The sequence below is a fragment of the Listeria monocytogenes genome (genome assembly GCF_013282665.1).
GTDB lineage: Bacteria > Bacillota > Bacilli > Lactobacillales > Listeriaceae > Listeria > Listeria monocytogenes_C.
This window is the reverse complement of record NZ_CP054041.1, coordinates 77,780-97,092: the sequence shown is the minus strand read 5'-3', so window position 1 is coordinate 97,092 and position 19,313 is coordinate 77,780. Positions and strand designations below refer to the sequence as shown.

The 19,313-nt window shown below is 40.0% G+C and carries 12 protein-coding genes; 8 read left to right on the top strand and 4 right to left on the bottom strand.

Features of this window, described 5'->3' with window-relative positions; translation table 11 throughout:
• Positions 1–6: 6 nt before the first annotated feature.
• The 4 genes from HRK21_RS00530 to HRK21_RS00515 all read left to right on the top strand — a co-directional run bounded on the left by HRK21_RS00530 (position 7) and on the right by HRK21_RS00515 (position 3,190).
• Positions 7–654 (top strand): amino acid ABC transporter ATP-binding protein, encoded by a 648-nt coding sequence (locus HRK21_RS00530; RefSeq protein WP_003739170.1) that lies wholly within the window; start codon positions 7–9, stop codon positions 652–654.
• A gap of 1 nt (position 655) precedes the next feature.
• On the top strand, positions 656–1,471 hold the full coding sequence (locus HRK21_RS00525) for an amino acid ABC transporter substrate-binding protein (RefSeq protein WP_003739169.1): 816 nt from the start codon (positions 656–658) through the stop codon (positions 1,469–1,471).
• Positions 1,472–1,562: 91 nt separating this feature from the next.
• Positions 1,563–2,669 (top strand): iron-containing alcohol dehydrogenase family protein, encoded by a 1,107-nt coding sequence (locus tag HRK21_RS00520; RefSeq protein ID WP_003739168.1) that lies wholly within the window; start codon positions 1,563–1,565, stop codon positions 2,667–2,669.
• A gap of 2 nt (positions 2,670–2,671) precedes the next feature.
• Positions 2,672–3,190 (top strand): GNAT family N-acetyltransferase, encoded by a 519-nt coding sequence (locus HRK21_RS00515; protein WP_003739167.1) that lies wholly within the window; start codon positions 2,672–2,674, stop codon positions 3,188–3,190.
• Here the strand turns inward: HRK21_RS00515 and gltC are convergent.
• On the bottom strand, positions 3,187–4,074 hold the full coding sequence (gene gltC, locus HRK21_RS00510) for a glutamate biosynthesis transcriptional regulator GltC (protein ID WP_003739166.1): 888 nt from the start codon (positions 4,072–4,074) through the stop codon (positions 3,187–3,189). The genes HRK21_RS00515 and gltC overlap by 4 nt on opposite strands.
• Positions 4,075–4,266: 192 nt before the next feature.
• Here gltC and gltB point away from each other — a divergent pair, with 192 nt between their 5' ends.
• Complete coding sequence (gene gltB, locus HRK21_RS00505) at positions 4,267–8,859, top strand: glutamate synthase large subunit (RefSeq protein WP_070006045.1); 4,593 nt, start codon at positions 4,267–4,269, stop codon at positions 8,857–8,859.
• A gap of 14 nt (positions 8,860–8,873) precedes the next feature.
• Entirely contained in the window at positions 8,874–10,343 is a 1,470-nt protein-coding gene (locus HRK21_RS00500) for a glutamate synthase subunit beta (RefSeq protein ID WP_070006044.1), read from the top strand.
• 44 nt (positions 10,344–10,387) lie between these two features.
• Here the strand turns inward: HRK21_RS00500 and HRK21_RS00495 are convergent, their stop codons facing one another.
• Genes HRK21_RS00495 through HRK21_RS00485 form a run of 3 tightly spaced genes read right to left on the bottom strand, consistent with a single transcriptional unit; the run spans position 10,388 to position 13,433 of the window.
• Positions 10,388–11,218, bottom strand: coding sequence for a carbohydrate ABC transporter permease (locus HRK21_RS00495; protein WP_003729785.1), 831 nt, complete (start codon positions 11,216–11,218; stop codon positions 10,388–10,390).
• A 16-nt stretch (positions 11,219–11,234) separates the two neighbouring features.
• On the bottom strand, positions 11,235–12,128 hold the full coding sequence (locus tag HRK21_RS00490) for a carbohydrate ABC transporter permease (protein ID WP_003729784.1): 894 nt from the start codon (positions 12,126–12,128) through the stop codon (positions 11,235–11,237).
• Positions 12,129–12,188: 60 nt separating this feature from the next.
• Positions 12,189–13,433, bottom strand: a complete 1,245-nt coding sequence (locus HRK21_RS00485) for a sugar ABC transporter substrate-binding protein (protein ID WP_070006043.1) — start codon at positions 13,431–13,433, stop codon at positions 12,189–12,191.
• 428 nt (positions 13,434–13,861) lie between these two features.
• Between HRK21_RS00485 and bglX the strand changes: the two genes are divergently transcribed.
• Positions 13,862–16,033, top strand: a complete 2,172-nt coding sequence (gene bglX, locus HRK21_RS00480; protein ID WP_070006042.1) for a beta-glucosidase BglX — start codon at positions 13,862–13,864, stop codon at positions 16,031–16,033.
• Positions 16,030–19,290, top strand: coding sequence for a glycoside hydrolase family 94 protein (locus HRK21_RS00475; protein WP_070006041.1), 3,261 nt, complete (start codon positions 16,030–16,032; stop codon positions 19,288–19,290). The genes bglX and HRK21_RS00475 overlap by 4 nt, the downstream gene beginning before the upstream one ends.
• Positions 19,291–19,313 lie beyond the last annotated feature (23 nt).

Sequence of the window (19,313 nt, the reverse complement as noted above, 5' to 3'; positions counted from 1 at the left end):
AAAAAAATGTTGGAAATTAAAAACCTATCGAAAAAATTTGATCAAAAAACAATTTTAGATAACGTGAATATTACGCTTCAAGATGGCGAGATACTTTCCATCGTTGGTCCATCAGGTGGTGGGAAAACCACTTTACTTCGCTGTATTAGCGGACTTGAAAAAATGGATGCCGGGGAAATTTTAATTGATGGAGAAAAGATAGACCCAATGTCGAGAAAAGATGTGGAAAATACAATTGGTGTTGTTTTCCAGGAATTCCACTTATTTCCGCATTTAAGCGTTTTAGATAACTTGATTTTAGCTCCGATGCTTGCTCGAAAAACAAAGAAAGCAGATGCTGTTAAAGAAGCAGAACGCTTGCTCGGCTTACTTGATTTATCCGATAAAGCAAATAGTATGCCGTACCAATTATCAGGTGGGCAAAAACAACGTGTTGCGATTGCCAGAGCGCTTGCGATGAATCCAAAAGTGCTACTGTTTGATGAACCAACTTCCGCTTTAGATCCTGACTTGCGCGATCATGTTGCCGCATTAATTTTAAGTTTGAAAAAGGTAGGTATTACGCAAATTATCGTTACACATGATCACACTTTTGCTGAAAAAGTTGCGGATCAAATGATGGAAGTAGAACCACTAAAAAAGGAGGCAATCTAACATGAAAAAAGGGTTATTAATAACTGTAATGTTGATGGTAGTGTTAGCGCTAGGAGCTTGTTCCGGCAGTGAATCTAAAGAAGACCAGTGGAGTAGAATTAAAAAAGATAAAGAAGTTGTGATTGGGTTAGATGATAGCTTTGTACCGATGGGATTTCGTGATCAAGACGATAATTTGGTTGGTTTTGATATTGATTTGGCGAAAGCTGTATTTGCAGAATATGGTATTAAAGCAAAATTCACACCGATTGATTGGACGATGAAAGAATCCGAACTGAAAAATGGTTCGATTGATTTAATTTGGAATGGATACACTGTAACGGATGCAAGGAAAAAACAAGTCGCTTTTAGTCAACCTTACATGAAAAATGAACAAGTATTGGTTACTTTAAAATCAAGCAATATTAATCAATTTAGCGATATGAAGAATAAAACACTTGGTGCGCAAAATGGGGCAAGTTCCATCGATGATATGGCGAAAAAGCCAGAAGTGTTAACGGACATTATAAACAATAACGAACCAGAATTATATGACACGTTTGATACAGCTTTTATTGATTTAAATAACAAACGAATCGATGGTTTAATCATTGATGAAGTCTACGCGCGTTATTACATTGATAAACAAAAGAATAAAGACGATTACAACATTATAACAGGCGGTTTTGATGCCACAGATTTTGCTGTAGGAATGCGCAAAAGTGATAAAGAACTCCAAGCAAAAATCAATGAAGCTTTTGAAAAATTATACAAAGAAGGAAAAATGCAAGAAATTAGTAAAAAATGGTTTGGTGATGACGAAATAGCTAAGCAATAGCGCGATTGACAGTAGGTTTAAGTTCCTATACAATTTGAATTATAAATGTCGCAGCCGAATATCCGACCGTGCCAGACAGAAGGGATGATTTTTGTTGAATAAAGAATTGATTGTTCGCGGAGCTCCGCAAGAATATTTATGCCAAGTAGGCGCGTGGGATACATTACCTACTCACCTAGAACGCCGCGGTTTGAAAAATGTATTAGTAGTTCGTGGAAATGCTTCTTGGGAAGTCGCTAAAAAGAAATTCCCTGTTTTATCAACTGTTACATCTACTTTTGAAGTTTATAATGGTGGTTCTACCTACGAGGAGCGCGATCGTCTGGTGGCAATCATGGAAACAAATAAGATGGATGCGATTATCGCAGTAGGCGGCGGAAAAATAGCTGACGTATGTAAAGCGGCAGCAGCAGTTCTACGTTTACCAGTCATTATCTTACCGACACTTGCATCAACTTGTGCCGCTTATACACCGCTTAGTGTGATGTACGACGAAGAGGGCGCCATGATTCGTTACGATGTGTTTGCAAGTAGTAATGCGCTGTTATTAATTGATCCGGAAATGATTTTAGACTCACCGAAAGAGTTACTAGTTGCTGGAATTGGCGATACGTTAGCCAAATGGTACGAAGCAGACGTGATTATTAATTCCTTACCAACTAAATCAGTCGAAATTGAAATCGCGCATTTTGCTGCCAAAATGTGCCGTGATAACTTGTTGCAATATAGCGAAGAAGCGCTTGCTGCCATGGACAAACAAATATTGAATGAAGCATTTGTTAAAATTATCGAGACAAATATTTTAGTTGGTGGAATGGTAGGCGGTTTTGGCGATGATTATGGTCGTTGTGCAGGAGCGCATTCGATTCATGACGCGCTAACGATGGTTCCAGAAACACATCATTTATTGCATGGTAATAAAGTGGCTTATGGTATTTTAGTTCAATTAGTAATAGAAAATAGATGGGATGAAATCGAGCGCTTGTTGCCATTTTATTCTAAGCTTGGTCTTCCGATGAGTTTGTATGATATGGGGCTTGCGACACTTGCAGAAGAAACGCTTGTGGCCGTATCTAAACGTGCAACAGAGCCACATGAAACAATCCACATGATGCCTGGTGAAATGACATCTGACATAGTATTAAATGCGATGAAACAGTTAGAAGATAGCATGGCAATGAAACGAGTGACTAAGTAAAAATGATTATTCGGAAAGAACAACCACAAGATTACGAGGCCATTCGTCGTGTGAATGAGGAAGCTTTTAAAGGTGCTGTAGAAGCAAACTTAATTGAAAGTATTCGGATATCTGATTATTATCAGCCGGCTTTATCCCTTGTAGCAGAAGCAGAAGATGGACTTATTGTTGGATACATTATGTTTAGTGAAATATCGCTTGAAGCAGCCGGACGAAGCAGATTTATATTAGCACTTGCGCCACTTGCTGTTTTACCAGCGTATCAAGGGACGCGAGTTGGCTCAAGATTAATGGAAGAAGGAATCCGTTTGTCACGCGAAAAAGCATATCCGGCCATTGCTGTGCTTGGACATGCTGATTATTATCCGCGATTTGGCTTTATTCCTTCTGAGCAGTTTGCTATTCCTGCGCCATTTGATGTACCTGCTGAATACTTTATGTTATTAGAATTATATGATGGAAGTTTAGATAATTTAGCTGGAACTATCCATTACCCAGCTGCATTTTCTGAAAATAATTAATTCGAAAAGAAGGAAATAATAAAGGAACGGAACAAATTCTCGGAAGGGGATAGGTTCCGTTTTTTTGTCGTAATAATCCCAACCGAACGCCGCAACTCTTTATCACGCAAAGCGATACTTTTTGTTTCTTTAAAAATCGCTCCATCTAAAATCATTTCTGGCAAAATGCTAATACCAAGACCTGCTCCGACAAGTCCTTGAATCGTATAAAAATCTCTACTTTGAAATGCTATTTGTGGCTCGAATCCTTTTTTATTGGCAGCTTTTGTTACGATTTTATATAAATCAAAGTCTTCTGGATAAAGCACGAATTTTTCAGAAGCGAGTTCTTTTAGCGAAACGGTGAAATTTTCAGCAAGTGGGTGGTTTTTTGGGACAATGAGTTTCAATTTTTCATCAAAAAAGCGAATGGCTTCAATTTGTTCGCTTGATTCTGGGACGGGTGATAAAAAAGTCATGTCAAGGGCGCCGTTTAAGAGCATCTCGGTAAGTTCTTCATTAGTTCCTTCCATAAATTGGTAAGTAATTTGCGGATACTTTTCTCGAAAGGTCGAAATAACGGATGGCAACACTTTAGTAGACAGGGAGTTCGGCAAACCAACGCGGACAGTTCCTTTAGCCGGATCGGTATATTCGGTCACAAGTGCTTCAGCTTTTTGTAGTTCGTTTAATGCGATTGCAGCTTGTTTTAAGAAATCTTGACCTACACTAGTAAGTTGCATATTTCTACCAACACGGTCAAATAGATGTACGCCGAGTTCTTCTTCGAGTTTCGTTATCTGTCTACTAACGGCAGATTGGGCTACGTGTAAATTCTCACTAGCTTTGGTCATATGCTCGACGCGGGCTACTTCCATAAAATACTTTAATTGTCGTAGTTCCATTTCTTACCTCCAATTGTTCTCGAAATGAGATTGTTTTATTCTATTATATATATTGTTTCGATAAATGAAAAGGAATAAAATAGATACTACAAGAAATGTAAGGTAAGCTGAATCGCTGGTTAATTATCAGTTAATTTAAATAATTACTAGAAAGACTTAGAAGGATTCGGTTTTTGAAGAGGAGGAACTAGGATGAAACAAACTAATTTACCAAAAAAACACGGCCTATACAATCCAGAAAATGAGCACGATGCTTGTGGAATTGGCTTCGTAGCAAATATTAAAAAGATTTCTTCTCATAAAATTGTCGAACAAGGCATTCATATGCTTTGTCAATTAAAGCACCGCGGTGGAGAAGTTGGTGGGGATACGGGCGATGGCGCTGGTATTTTACTTGAGATTTCAGACTCTTTCTTCCGACGTGAGTGTAGCAAATTAGGTATTAATTTGCCTGAAAAATATCATTATGCTGTTGGAATGTTTAATTTCCCTCAAAATAAAACAGAACGCGAATGTTTAATGGCCGAAACAGAAAAATTGATTGCGAGTGAAGGCCAAACGTTCCTTGGTTGGCGCAAATTACCAACTGATGTAACAAAGGTGGGTGCAGGTGCAAGAAAAACAGAACCAGCGATTTATCAACTATTCATTCAAAAAAATGCTAAGTTAGATGAAGCTGGGTTTGAACGAGCACTTTATTTAATTAGAAAGCAAATTGAAAAATTTGCTGCAACTTCAGCACTTATTACAGAGACTTTCTACGTTCCAAGTTTATCGACGAGAACGGTTATTTTTAAAGGAATGCTGCTACCAGAACAAATTAATCAATATTATTTAGATTTAGCAGATCCAGCTTATGTATCCGCTTTTGCACTGGTGCATTCACGCTTTTCGACGAATACTTTCCCGAGTTGGGAACGGGCGCATCCGTATCGATATTTAATTCATAACGGTGAAATTAATACGCAACGTGGCAATGTTAACTGGATGAAAGCTCGGGAGAAAAGAGCAGAATCAGGTTTACTTGGTGAGGATTTAGCCAAATTACTACCAATTATCGACGAAAGTGGTAGTGATTCAGCTACTTTGGATAATGCGTTAGAATTTTTAGTGCAAGCAGGCCGTTCACTACCTCATGCAGCGATGATGCTTATTCCGGAACCGTGGGACAAAAATCCGCATATGACAGATCCGAAACGTGCTTTTTACGAATATCATAGTACATTAATGGAGCCGTGGGATGGGCCAACATCAATTTCCTTTACGAATGGTCGAGTTATTGGGACGATTTTGGATAGAAATGGCTTACGTCCGGCGCGCTATTATGAAACGAAAGACCATACAATTATTTATTCTTCGGAAACAGGTGTTGTACCTGTTGATCCGAGTGAGATTATTCGCAAAGAAACGGTTGGCGCAGGGACAATGTTGTTAATCGATTTAGAAGAAGGGCGCATTGTAACGGATGCAGAATTAAAAGCAGAACTAACAACAGAAAAACCATACCGTGAATGGTTGGACGCGGAAATGACGGAAATTGCTGATTTAGCGACAGACGTTTTACATGACGAAGCTATGGATAAATCAGAACGCTTTAAAAAACAACGTGCATTTGGTTATACACAAGACGAATTAAATAAAATTTTGATTCCGATGGTAACAGAGAAAAAAGATCCAATGGGTGCAATGGGTTACGACGCGCCACTTGCTGTTTTAAGCCAAAGACCACAAGTATTATTTAATTACTTTAAACAACTTTTTGCACAAGTAACTAACCCGCCAATTGACGGGATTCGGGAAGAAACGGTTACTTCTGCGATGACGTTGCTCGGGGATGAAGGGAATATTTTAAATCCATCTCCTAAAAATGCAAATAGGATTCGCTTGAAAACACCGATTTTATCTCGAAAAGAATTTGCGGCACTGGAACAACAAACAAAATTTGCCCAACCGACTGTCACTTTACCAATTTTATTTAAAGCTGAGGAACGAGATGGTTTAGAAGCGCGTTTAGAAGCATTATTTTCAGAAGCGGATAAAAAAATTGCAGCTGGGGCAGAATTGCTTATTTTATCAGATGACGGGGTAAATGCGGATTGGATTGGGATTCCTTCTCTGTTAGCTGTCAGTGGTTTACATCATCATTTAGTTAAAGCTGGGACGCGTACACAAGTGAGTATTATTGTGAAAACAGCGGAAGCGAGAGATGTTCATCAATGTGCGCTCTTAATTGGCTACGGGGCAGACGCAGTATTTCCAAGCCTTGCTATCGATACGTTTGACGGCTTGATTAAAGAAGGTCGAATCAAAGGATTTACACTGGATGAGGCAGAAAGTCGTTATATTGAAGCAATTACAGATGGAATTCTAAAGATTATGTCAAAAATGGGAATATCTACGGTGCAAAGTTACCGCGGGGCGCAGATTTTTGAAGCAATCGGAATTGGCGATGAGGTGATTAAACATTACTTCCCAGGAACAGCCTCACAAATCGGTGGGATTCCACTGGAAGTTATTGCACAAGAAGCTTGGCTCCGCCACCGCGAAGCCTATCATGATATTGGCTACCAGAGTTTCACGCTTAATACAGGTGGGGAATATCAGTGGCGCTCAAATGGAGAATACCATGTGTATAATCCGCTAGCGATCCATTCCTTGCAACAAGCTACACGGGAAAACGACCGAGAAACGTATAATCTTTATTCAGACTTAATGCAAAATCAAAATAATGCCTTTTTAAGAGGACTGCTTACTTTTACAAGTGATCGCAAACCGATTCCACTGGACGAAGTAGAACCGGCCGAAGCCATTTTCAAACGATTTAAATCAGGCGCGATGTCGTATGGTTCAATTAGTCAAGAAGCTCATGAAGCGCTTGCTATCGCAATGAACCGTATTGGCGGGAAAAGTAATAGCGGGGAAGGTGGCGAAAACCCAAATCGTTTTACTCCAGACGAAAATGGCGATTGGCGAAGAAGTGCTATTAAACAAATTGCATCTGGTCGTTTTGGCGTAACAAGTCATTACTTGGTCAATGCAGAGGAACTGCAAATCAAGATGGCTCAAGGAGCGAAACCTGGTGAAGGTGGACACTTGCCTGGAAATAAAGTCTATCCATGGATTTCAAAAACACGCGGTTCAACAACTGGTGTAGGGTTGATTTCTCCACCGCCACATCATGATATTTACTCGATTGAAGATTTGTCTCAATTGATTTTCGATTTAAAGAATGCGAATCAACATGCACGCATCAATGTGAAGCTAGTTTCGAAAACGGGTATTGGTACGATTGCTGCGGGTGTAGCAAAAGGGAACGCCGACGTTATTTTGGTCAGTGGTTATGAAGGTGGAACTGGTGCGGCGGCAAGAACAAGTATCCGACACGCCGGAGTGCCTTGGGAAATCGGCTTGGCAGAAACACACCAAACATTACTATTAAATGGTCTTAGAAACAAAGTCGTTGTCGAAACAGATGGAAAACTAATGACAGGAAAAGACGTCTTAGTTGCCGCTATGCTTGGCGCAGAAGAATTCGGTTTTGCGACTGCACCGCTCGTAACACTTGGTTGCGTCATGATGCGTGTTTGCCACTTGGATACATGCCCGGTAGGTGTAGCGACACAAAATCCTGAACTCCGTAAAAAATTCAGTGGTTCGGCAGATTATGTCGTGAACTTCTTCCATTTTATCGTTGCTGAAATGCGTGAAATGATGGCAGAACTTGGCTTTAGAAGCTTAACAGAAATCATTGGGCATAAAGAGTTTTTAACTACTCACGAGAAAAAAGAAGCACATTGGAAAGCAAAATATATCGACTTTTCGAATATGCTTTATAGTGATGATTTTTATAAAAACCAAGTCCAATATTGCACAAAACATCAAGACCACAAAATCGACCAAACGCTTGATATGCGCGAACTTGTGCCATTAATTCAGCCAGCACTAGAAAATGGTGAAAAAGTAACTGGAACTTTCGCTGTACGAAATGTGGACCGCGCGATTGGGACGATTGCTGGCTCGTTTATTAGTAAAAAATATGGTGCAGAGGGCTTACCGGAAGATACCATTTCACTTGATTTTGTCGGCTCAGCTGGACAAAGCTTCGGTGCTTATACGCCACTTGGCATGACGCTCCGAATTCACGGTGACGCCAATGATTACTTTGGAAAAGGACTTTCAGGTGGTAAATTGATTGTGAGCCCAGATGCTAAGACACCTATTAAGCCACATGATTCTGCGATTGTCGGAAATGTAACGCTTTATGGTGCAACTGGTGGCTATGCTTATATGCACGGAAAAGCAGGTGCACGTTTTGCCGTTCGGAATAGTGGTGCAACAGCTGTCGTGGAAGGTATTGGCGACAATGGTTGTGAATATATGACAGGAGGGGCGGTAGTTGTTCTCGGTGATATTGGAGAGAACTTTGCGGCTGGAATGTCTGGTGGGGTTGCTTACCTTTATACCAACAATAAACAAGCGACGACAGCCAAAATCAATCATGAACTCGTAAACAGTCGTTCTACTTTGAGTACATCTGAATTAGCTAATTTAAAACAGCTAATCGAACAACATGCAAATCTTACTGGAAGTGATTTTGCCACAGATATTCTACAAAATTGGGAAGCAGAGAAAGCGAATTTTATTTTCGTCATTCCAAATGAATATGAAATGATGTTAACGAGAATCATGACGCTTGAGCAGACTGGAAAAACACATGATGAAGCAGAATTACAAGCTTTTTATGAACATAAAGATGGAAAATTAGTTGCCGGAGTGGCGAAATAGAGAGGAGTGAAACCATGGGAAAAGCAACTGGATTTATGGAATATGACCGGATTCCCTCTCCAGGACGTGATCCGAAAAGTCGGACACGTGACTGGAACGAATATAGTTTACCAATGCCGGTAGCAGATTTAACCTTACAAGCCGCTCGTTGCATGGATTGTGGCGTACCGTTTTGTAGCGTAGGAATGGAAATAAAAAATGGCGTATCAGGGTGTCCGTTACACAATTTAATTCCTGAATGGAATGACGCCGTATACCGAGGTGACTGGTATGAAGCGCTACAACTACTCCTAAAAACAAATAATTTTCCAGAGTTTACAGGTCGTATTTGTCCAGCGCCATGTGAAGGTGGCTGTACAGTAGCTATTTCGGAACCTGCTGTAGGAATTAAATCCATCGAAAAAGCGATTATCGACCGGGGTTTTGAAGAAGGCTGGATTAAACCTGCTCCTCCTGAAAAACGTACTGGTAAACGAATTGCTGTGATTGGATCAGGGCCAGCTGGACTTGCTTGTGCTGACCAATTAAATAAAGCGGGTCATAGCGTAACGGTCATTGAAAAAAGTGATCGCATTGGTGGCTTATTAATGTACGGTATTCCAACAATGAAACTGGAGAAAGAACAAGTGACGCGCCGAGTGAACTTGATGGCGGAAGAAGGAATCGAATTCGTCACAGGTGTTGCAGCTGGGACAGATGTTACTTTTGCAGAACTACGCGAAGAGTATGATTCTATCGTTCTTGCAACAGGAGCGGGGAATGCACGCGATATCCCGCTTGCTGGACGTGACGCAGCTGGCATTCATTTCGCTGTTCCGTATTTATCGCAAAGTACACGTGATAATCTGGATAACGGCGGGGTACAAACACTGTCTGCTAAAGGTAAGAACGTTGTGATTATCGGTGGTGGAGATACAGGTGCTGACTGTGTGGCAACTGCGTTAAGACAAGGGGCAAAAAGTATTTATCAATTTGGTATTCAAGATAAACTACCTGAATTGCGTGATGGCGAAAATCCTTGGCCGCAATATCCACGTGTGTTCAAAATGGATTATGCCCACGAAGAAGCGGAAGCCGTGTATGGAAGAGATCCGCGTGAGTACCTTATTAATACAACTTCTTTTGAAAAAGATGAAGCAGGAAATCTTATCGGACTTCATACTGTAGAAGTAGAAGAAAATAAAGAAGAAAGAAAATTTACTCCTGTAGAAGGTAGCGAAAAATACTTTGAAGTAGATATGGTTTTAATCGCGATTGGTTTTGCTGGCACGACAGAAGATATTTTCACTAATTTTGGTGTAGGAAAAACAGATCGTCATACGATTGATGCTGCTAAAGGATTTTACCGTACGAGTGAAGAAGGTGTATTTGCTTGCGGGGACGCACGTCATGGTCAAAGTTTAGTTGTAACTGCGATTGCAGAAGGACGTGAAGCCGCTCGTGAAGTAGACTTTTACTTGATGGGAGAAACATTTTTACCGTAATTAAAAAGAGCTTATCCTAAAAGGGTAAGCTCTTTTTTGACTAATTATTTCATTCCAGAAACGTTGAAGCCTTTTAAAATGTACTTTTGGAATGTCATGAAAATCAAGATAATTGGAATAACCATGAAGGTTGCTCCAGCCATTTGTAAGGCGTAGTTGCTGCCATATTGACCTTTTAATAATTGAAGGCCAACTGATAGGGTGTAGAATTTTTCGTCGTTGGCAATGATTAACGGCCATAAGAATGAGTTCCAACCAGCGATAAATGTGAGGATCCCTTGAACGGCAAGAACGGGTCGAGAAATTGGGATAACAATCCGCCAGAAAATGTAAAATTCACTAGCGCCATCCAGTCTTGCAGCTTCAAGTAAATCGTCGGAAATGGTAGACATAAATTGTCGGAATAAGAAAATCCCAAAAGCACCAACAAGTCCTGGAAGTACAATCCCTGTCATGGTATTCGTTAATCCAGCCGCATTAAGAAGCAAGTAAACCGGAATCATCGTTACTTGTCCGGGAATCATCATCGTAGCAAGTACGAGATAAAATAACTTGTTTTTCCCTTTAAATTTAAATTTAGCAAAACCGTAGCCAGCCATCGCATTTAAAAATAAACCGAAAAACGAGAAGAATACAATGATTAATGTGTTTTTTAAGTAAATAGCAAAGTCCATTTCAGTGAATAGTTTGGTGAAATTATCTAGTGTAAATGTTTCTGGCCAAATAGTAGGCGGGATTTTTAAAATTTCAGCATCCGTTTTCAAAGAGGAGAGAACCATCCAAATGAACGGTAAAATCATAAAGAATCCGCCAACGGTTAAAATACTAATGACGGCAATTTGAGCACCGCGCGATTTTTGTCTATATTGATTCATTTATAACACTCCTCTCTTAAATATCCCCGCCATTATTTTTACGCTGAATACGGAATTGAATTATCGTAATGATGATAATTGCAATAAACAAGATAAACGATCCAGCAGCGGCATAACCAAACTTACTTAATTGGAAACCATTTTGATAGATAAACAGTGCAACCGAGTTCGTGCTATCCAGCGGTCCACCCTCTGTCATGACGAATGGTTCCTCGAAGAATTGCAACCAACCAATCATCGTTGTAACTGTTACAAAGAAAATCGCGAAACGAAGCATTGGAACCGTAATTTTAAATAGTTGTTGGCGGCTATTTGCTCCGTCAAGTGAGGCTGCTTCATAATATTCACGTGGAATGCCTTGAAGTGCTGCTAAGAAAATAATCATATTTACACCAATTGCCCGCCAAACAGCTAAGATAATCAGTGATAATTTCGCGATAGTAGGGTCTTGTAACCAGGGAACTGGTCCTAGGTCTAAAAACGAAAGCAAATAGTTAAGTAAACCAAAGCGCGGATTATATAAGTAACTCCAAACAACGGCTACAGCGACAACGTTTGTAATCGAAGGAGTGTAGAAGATTAAACGGAAAAATTGGAAAATCTTCGCTTGCGAGAAGTTAATCATCAGCGCAATACCAAGCGAGCAGACGATAACAAGTGGAACGCCAATAATTACATAGAAAAGCGTGTTAAAAATAGATTTTAAAAATACCGGGTCTTGCATAATATTGACGTAATTGTCCACACCCACAAAGTTAATTTTAGAGTAATCGGCAAGCCCGACTAAATCAATGTCCGTAAAACTAATGACAAAAGCAAGCAAAATCGGAAGTAAGGAAAACAGAAGAAGTAAAAACAATGCTGGCGATATAAACAAATAGGGTGTGTTTTTATTTAAAAATTGTTTCATAACATCCAGTCCATTCTAAAAGGGCAAATGGCAGAATAAATCATTTGCCCTTTTTATTCGTTATTTTTTAAGAAGTGCTTCTACTTGATCGTTAAATGTATCCATTTGTGTTTGTACATCTGCACCACCACGATAAATTTGTTCCCAAGATTTTCCGTATAATTGAGCGATTTCCTCGAATTGTGGAATAAGTGGCATAGGTTCAGCTGTTTTCATTTGTTCCCCGAATACTTTGTAGTATGGGTCGTTTTTCAGCATATCATCTTCCCAAGCATCCATACGAGCTGGCATGGAGTTGGTATCTTTTAACCATGATAATTGCACATCAGGTTGACTCATGTAGTCCATGAATTTTAGAGCATCAGCTTTTTTATCACTATATTTGAAAATGGAAAGGTTAGCGCCACCAAGGCTTGATTCGTTATTTTCTTTTTTAGGTAATACTGCAGTAGCCCATTTGCCGTCAATGTCAGGGGCAGTGTCTTTTAGTGTATTAACCATCCAAGGACCGCTCATGAACATGGGCACAATGCCGTCGCCGCCGAAGCTTTGAGAAGCATCTAAACCAAGATCAGTATCTGGTGCGGAACCATTTTTAATGAAACTATCTAAGTAAGTAACTGTATCTACGAAAGGTTTTTTATTGAATACTGGTTGACCATCTTTATCGAAAAGAGGGGAGCCGTTTTGACGCCCGAAAATGAACCCTGTAGTTTGTTCATTTGGATCAATGGCAAAGCCGTACATATCTTTGCCGCGTTTAGAAAGTTTAAGTGCAGCGTCAGAAAGTTCATCCCATGTTTTTGGTGCTTCATTATAACCAACTTTTTTCAGTAAATCGGTACGGTAGAATAATACGCGAGTTTCTGCATACCACGGAACACCGTAAGTTTTTCCGTCAAATTGAGTTGTTTTCACTGAACCTGGGAAAAATAGATCAGAATTCATATTTTTGCTTTTTTCTACATCTTTTGTAATATCAAGTAGTGCGCCAGCTTCGACGAATTCAGGCATCCAAGTAGTTCCCATTTGGACTACATCGGGGCCAGATTTAGAAGCAACGGCTGTAAGTAATTTATCATGTGCATTTGCCCAAGGAATAACTTGAACTTTAACTTCAATGCCGGTATCTTTCGTGAATTTTTGTGCGAGTTCTTTTAGTGACTTGGCTTCATCGCCCATAGCCCAAACATTTAATACTTTAGAATCGCCGGAATTTGCATCATCCTTCGACCCGCCACACGCCATTAATACTAAACTAAGCGACAACACTAAAGCTAAAACGACAAACATCTTTTTCTTCATGATTTTTCCTCCATTTTTTGTTTTTTTCAAAGCAACTTGATTAACTAAGAGCTGTTAACGAATAAAAACTGTTGCACGGAACTAGTAGACCGTACGGGATGAAGCAAATTGTGAAAACTCATTCACATACACAATATTTCATAGAAACGTTTCGACAAGGTTATTATAGTATATTATGTAATCGGTTTCAAGTGAATTGCTATTATATTTTTTATTTATTAGTTTAAAACATTGCATACCAATGGTTTTGTAGATATAAAATTTTTCTGGAGAAACTTTTACGAAAACGAGATAGTATAGAAGAAACTGAAAAAAAGAACCTTTTCACCATGTGAATGTCGTTTTTGGTTGACTAAAGAAAAGAAAGCGCTTATACTGTTGTTATATTTGAATAGAAACGTTTCGAAAAAAGTGTTCAGGAGGTTCCTATGAAACAAGAAAAAGTACAGGATTTAGTCAATCAAATGACATTAGATGAAAAAATCGCTCAATGTCTTCAACTTTCCCCTTTTCTTTTTAAAGGTACAAACAAAAATGCAGAATTAACAGGGCCGCTTCTTCAAGAAATGAAATTAACGAATGCGCATACGGAAAATGCGGGTTCGGTGCTTGGATCAAGTTCGGCACTTGATATGATTGGAATTCAAGAAGCTTATTTAAAAACGAATCGACTAGGGATTCCGCTTATTTTTATGGCGGATGTCATACATGGATATAAAACTGTATTTCCAATTCCACTTGCGCTTGGTTGTTCTTTTGATCGGGAAACGGTGCGTGTGATGGCGGAAGTTTCGGCGCTTGAAGCAACAGCAGACGGGCATCATGTTACTTTTTCGCCAATGCTTGATTTAGTTCGAGACCCAAGATGGGGTCGCGTAATGGAGTCAACCGGTGAAGATCCATTTTTAAATAGTGAACTTGGAAAAGCGATGGTAGAAGGCTATCAAGGAGATGCAAGTAAATTAGATAGAACTTTTGAGCGGATGGCAGCGTGTGTGAAACATTTTGCGGCATACGGGGCAGCAGAGGCTGGTCTGGAATATAATACGGTCAATATGTCAACACGCGAATTATATCAGAATTATTTACCTGCTTACCACGCAGCAATTCAAGCAGGAGCTAAGTTAGTTATGACGGCATTTAATGTGGTAGACGGCGTTCCGGCTACGATGAATAAATGGTTAAATCGTGATGTTCTGCGAGGTGAGATGGACTTTGACGGAGTTCTTATTTCAGACTGGGGCGCGGTTGCCGAGGTAATTAATCACGGAACAGCAAGAAATCCGCAAGAAGCCGCACAGTTTTCAATGGAAGCAGGTGTTGATTTAGAAATGATGACGACTTGTTATATCCATGAATTAAAAGGTTTAATTGAAGAAGATAAATTATCCGAAAGTCTTCTCGATGAAGCTGTTCTACGTATGTTACAGTTGAAAAATGATTTAGGACTATTTGAAGATCCATACCGTGGCTTAAAAGAAACGAATCGCGCAAAAGACATTTTAACGGATGAAAGTCGCAAGAAAGCGCGTGCTGCAGGTGTTGAATCAGCTGTCTTATTAGAAAATAAAAACCATATACTTCCGTTAGATACAAAAACAAAAATTGCTTTAGTTGGCCCACTTGCTACATCACCTGATATTCTTGGTGGTTGGAATGTATATGGGGAAGAAAAAGATGGCATTAATGTAGAAACTGGTTTGCGCGAAGTATTTGAAACTATCAAAACCGTTTCGACGGATTATACCGAGTTTACTGAGGATAATAAAACCGCGATTAAAGAAGCGGTGCAAAATACAGAAGTAGTCGTTCTCGCGCTAGGTGAAAAAAATGAATGGGGAGGAGAAGCCGGAAGTCTTGCTACTATTCGTTTGCCAGAAGCACAATACAACTTAGCTAAATTTGTACAATCACTCGGAAAACCAGTAGTAATTACATTATTTAACGGCAGACCACTTGAAGTAAAAGAATTAGCCGAGTCTAGTGATGCGCTCTTAGAATTATGGTTTCCTGGAACAGAAGCGGGACATGTCACTGCTGATTTACTTAGCGGTGCGAGTAATCCTTCAGGGAAATTGTCGATGTCTTTCCCACAAACAACAGGTCAAATCCCTGTTTATTACAATCATTTACGAACAGGCAGACCACAAACACCAGAAAATAAAGGAGAACGCTACGTATCGCATTACCTTGATATTCCTAACGAACCGTTTTATCCATTTGGTTACGGGAAAAGCTACAGCGAATTTGAACTCAAAACAGCAGAGTTACCAAAAGAATTAAATCTGGGTGAGGCGCTTCAGGTAAAAGTTACCATTAAAAACACGAGCAAAATCGCAGGAAAAGAAGTAATCCAAGTATATTTACAAGATGTAACAGCGAGCATTTCAAGACCTGTCAAAGAACTAAAAGCTTTTGAAAAAGTGGCGCTTCAAGCTGGTGAAGAAAAAACAGTTACATTTGAATTAACAAGCGAGGCATTTTCTTTCTATAGCCATCAACTTGAAAAAGTACAAGAACCAGGACTTCACCGCGTTTTTGTTGGGACTAGTAGTGAAGATGTAGACGTTTTTGAATTGGAAGTAGGTGGATACGCGTGACAAAATTAAAAGAGATTAAAAAGAAAGATTTATCAGCTGCATTTTATCCAGGCGGAGAGCTTGCTTGGTTGAAATTAAATGATATTATGCTAAATCAAGTCATTCAAAACCCGTTAGAAAATCGCTTATCGCAAATCTACGTGCGGGCGCATGTGAATGATAAAGTGGAGATTTATCCACTTTTAACTGGAGATGCAGAAGTTGGTTTTAATCAAAATGGTGTAGAGTATCAAGGGACAGTTGGCGCGTTTCGTTATAATGTTCAAATGAAGTTCCATTCACGTGGCTGGTTTTATCAGGTGATAGTTGATGGCGCGGGGACATTTGACCTTGTTTATTTACAAGACTTAGGACTTGCAGAACAAGCCGCGGTGCGAACAAACGAGGCTTATATGTCTCAATATATTGATTATCATGTGACAGAAGGAAAAACTGGATATACCATTCAAGCTCGCCAAAATCAACCGCAAAACGATCGCTTTCCAGCAATCCAAATTGGCGCATTAACCAAAATTGTCGGTTACGCAACAGATGGCTTCGATATTTATGGGACGGATTACAAAGTGACGAACGAACTGGCCGCGCTTACGAAAAAATCCCTACCCAACCGTGTATATCAATATGAATTCGCGCAAATTTCCTTGCAGACAGAGCTATTTACCAATCATGCAGAAACGAGTTTTTACGGATACGCAACAGAGCACCAACCAAAAGCATCTGGAGCACCGGCTGAAAATATAGCTGAAATAAAAACGAACATCAAAGAAGAAGCTTATCAGCCAAGTACTAAAGCCACGCTGGCAAAAAATATCAGCAAACCAATTACTGGTGAAAGTATTTCTGGAAAATGGTTACAAGCGAAGTTTCCAGATCGAATCCAAGAAGAAAAACAAGGCGGCACGCTACTTTCCTTCTTCACGCCAAACTATGCGCACGTTGTTACCCGTGAAAAAGAAGCTGCTCTAGAACGACCACACGGCAGCATTTTACTAGACAAAGTGGACGTGTTAAATCCGGAAGCAACTCTTTCTGCAACGACATACATGTATGGCTCATTTCTATCACAATTAGTTGCTGGGAATACGAATATGAATAAATGGAATAGCCATGCGCGGAATCCACTCAATATTCTTCAAACAAGCGGCTTAAGAATTTATATCGAACAAGATACGGAACTCAGACCACTTGGCGTACCATCTGTTTGGGAAACAAGCACGAATTACTCGACTTGGTATTATCAGTGGAATGACGATTTAATCACCGTGCAAACTACCTTAACCGCTGAAAGTAAAGAAGCTTTCGTCCGTGTACAGTCTGAAAAAGGCCGTTCATACAAACTAGTACTAACCAACCAAGTAACCATGGGAACAAATGAATACGACAGTACAATAAAAAAAGAAATGACTGATGGCGTCGTCACTTATTTCCCAGCAGAAGATTCGCCGATTGTAGAAACCTATCCGGCACTTCAATTCCGAGTAGACGGAACTTTTAACGAAATGACTGACGAACGTTATTTTGCGAAAGAGTATGCAGGAACAGCTGGTTTGGACGTATTTGTATTCGAACCGACGGCTAACGCAACTTTCCACGTACAAGCAAAATTAACTGATTCGTTTGCCAAACAAAACGCAGATTTAGAAGCAGCTACGAAAGAAATTCGCGCTAGCTATGACGAACTAACAGCCCAGTTCCATTTAAACCATCAAAGTACCACTGCTGAAAAGCTCAACTTAACGGTTTACTGGTATGCGCATCAAATGTTAGTGCACTACGCGTCGCCGCACGGTTTAGAACAATATAGCGGGGCAGCATGGGGGACTCGTGATGTCAGCCAAGGTCCTTTTGAGTTCTTCCTTGCAACAGGCAACAAAGCTGTGTTGCGCCAATTGGTGTTAACCATCTTTTCACATCAATATCAAGATACGGGTGACTGGCCGCAGTGGTTTATGTTTGATAAATACACCTCCATTCAACAAGAAGAGAGCCACGGCGATGTAATTGTTTGGCCGCTAAAAATTATTGGTGATTACTTAGAAATGAGTGGAGATACAGAAATACTCGAAGAAGAAATTCCTTTCGTTGACCGTGAAGCAAAAACATTCACAAAGGAAAAAGGCACACTTCTAGCGCATATTGAATTAGCTGTACAAACAATCGAAGCACGCTTTATGAAAGGGACAGCACTTTCTAACTACGGTGACGGAGACTGGGATGACACGCTTCAACCGGCTAATGCCCAATTGAAGAAGAACATGGTTTCTAGCTGGACAGTGGCACTAACATATCAAACATTCAAACGTCTAGCTGCGTTCTTACCAACAGGCGACAAATATGGTGCGCTAGCAAAACGTGTGCAAGCTGACTTTGCGAAATATATGACAACGGAAACGGACGTTATTCCAGGATTCCTTTATTTAGAAGAAGGAAAAGCACCAGTGTGGATGATTCATCCGGAAGATAAAGATACGAATATTAAGTATCGCTTAATTCCACTTACGAGAAGTGTCATTGCTGAATTGGTCGATAAAAAGCAAGCAAGCCGAAACTTCGCTATTATCGACGAGCATTTGCTTCATCCGGATGGCGTCAGATTGATGAGCGAACCCGCACATTATGCAGGTGGGGTAAGTACGCATTTCAAACGTGCTGAGCAAGCTGCAAACTTTGGTAGAGAAGTCGGTTTGCAGTACGTACATGCACATATTCGTTATATTGAAGCATTAGCAAAAATTGGTGACCAAGAAGCTTGGCATATGCTAGATGTCATCAATCCAATCAATATTAAAGAAGTAGTACCAAATGCAGCACTACGTCAAAGCAATACTTATTTCAGTAGTTCTGACGCCGCATTTTTAGACCGCTATCAGGCGCAAAATGAATTTAGTCGAGTAAAAGAAGGAACCATTCCTGTGAAAGGTGGGTGGCGGATTTACTCAAGTGGTCCAGGAATATACTTACATCAATTAATCAGTTCTGTTCTTGGTATTCGTCAAACTGAAAATGCGATTCTCTTTGACCCCGTTTTACCAGAAGAACTGGATGGGTTAGAATGTCATATCGAACTGGATAATTATCCACTAGACATCACATTTGAAAGCGCAGATGAGGCAGGTATTTTCGTAAATGGGGAAGCGCCCCCCGTTGAAAATGAAGCGAATGCCTACCGAACTGGCGCGCTCCTTTTACCGAAAAAGAATTTAACAACAAAATGTTCACAAATCACGATTAAATTTTCAAAAAATAACCGTCTCTAAGGTTGTTTTGTGTATAATAAAAG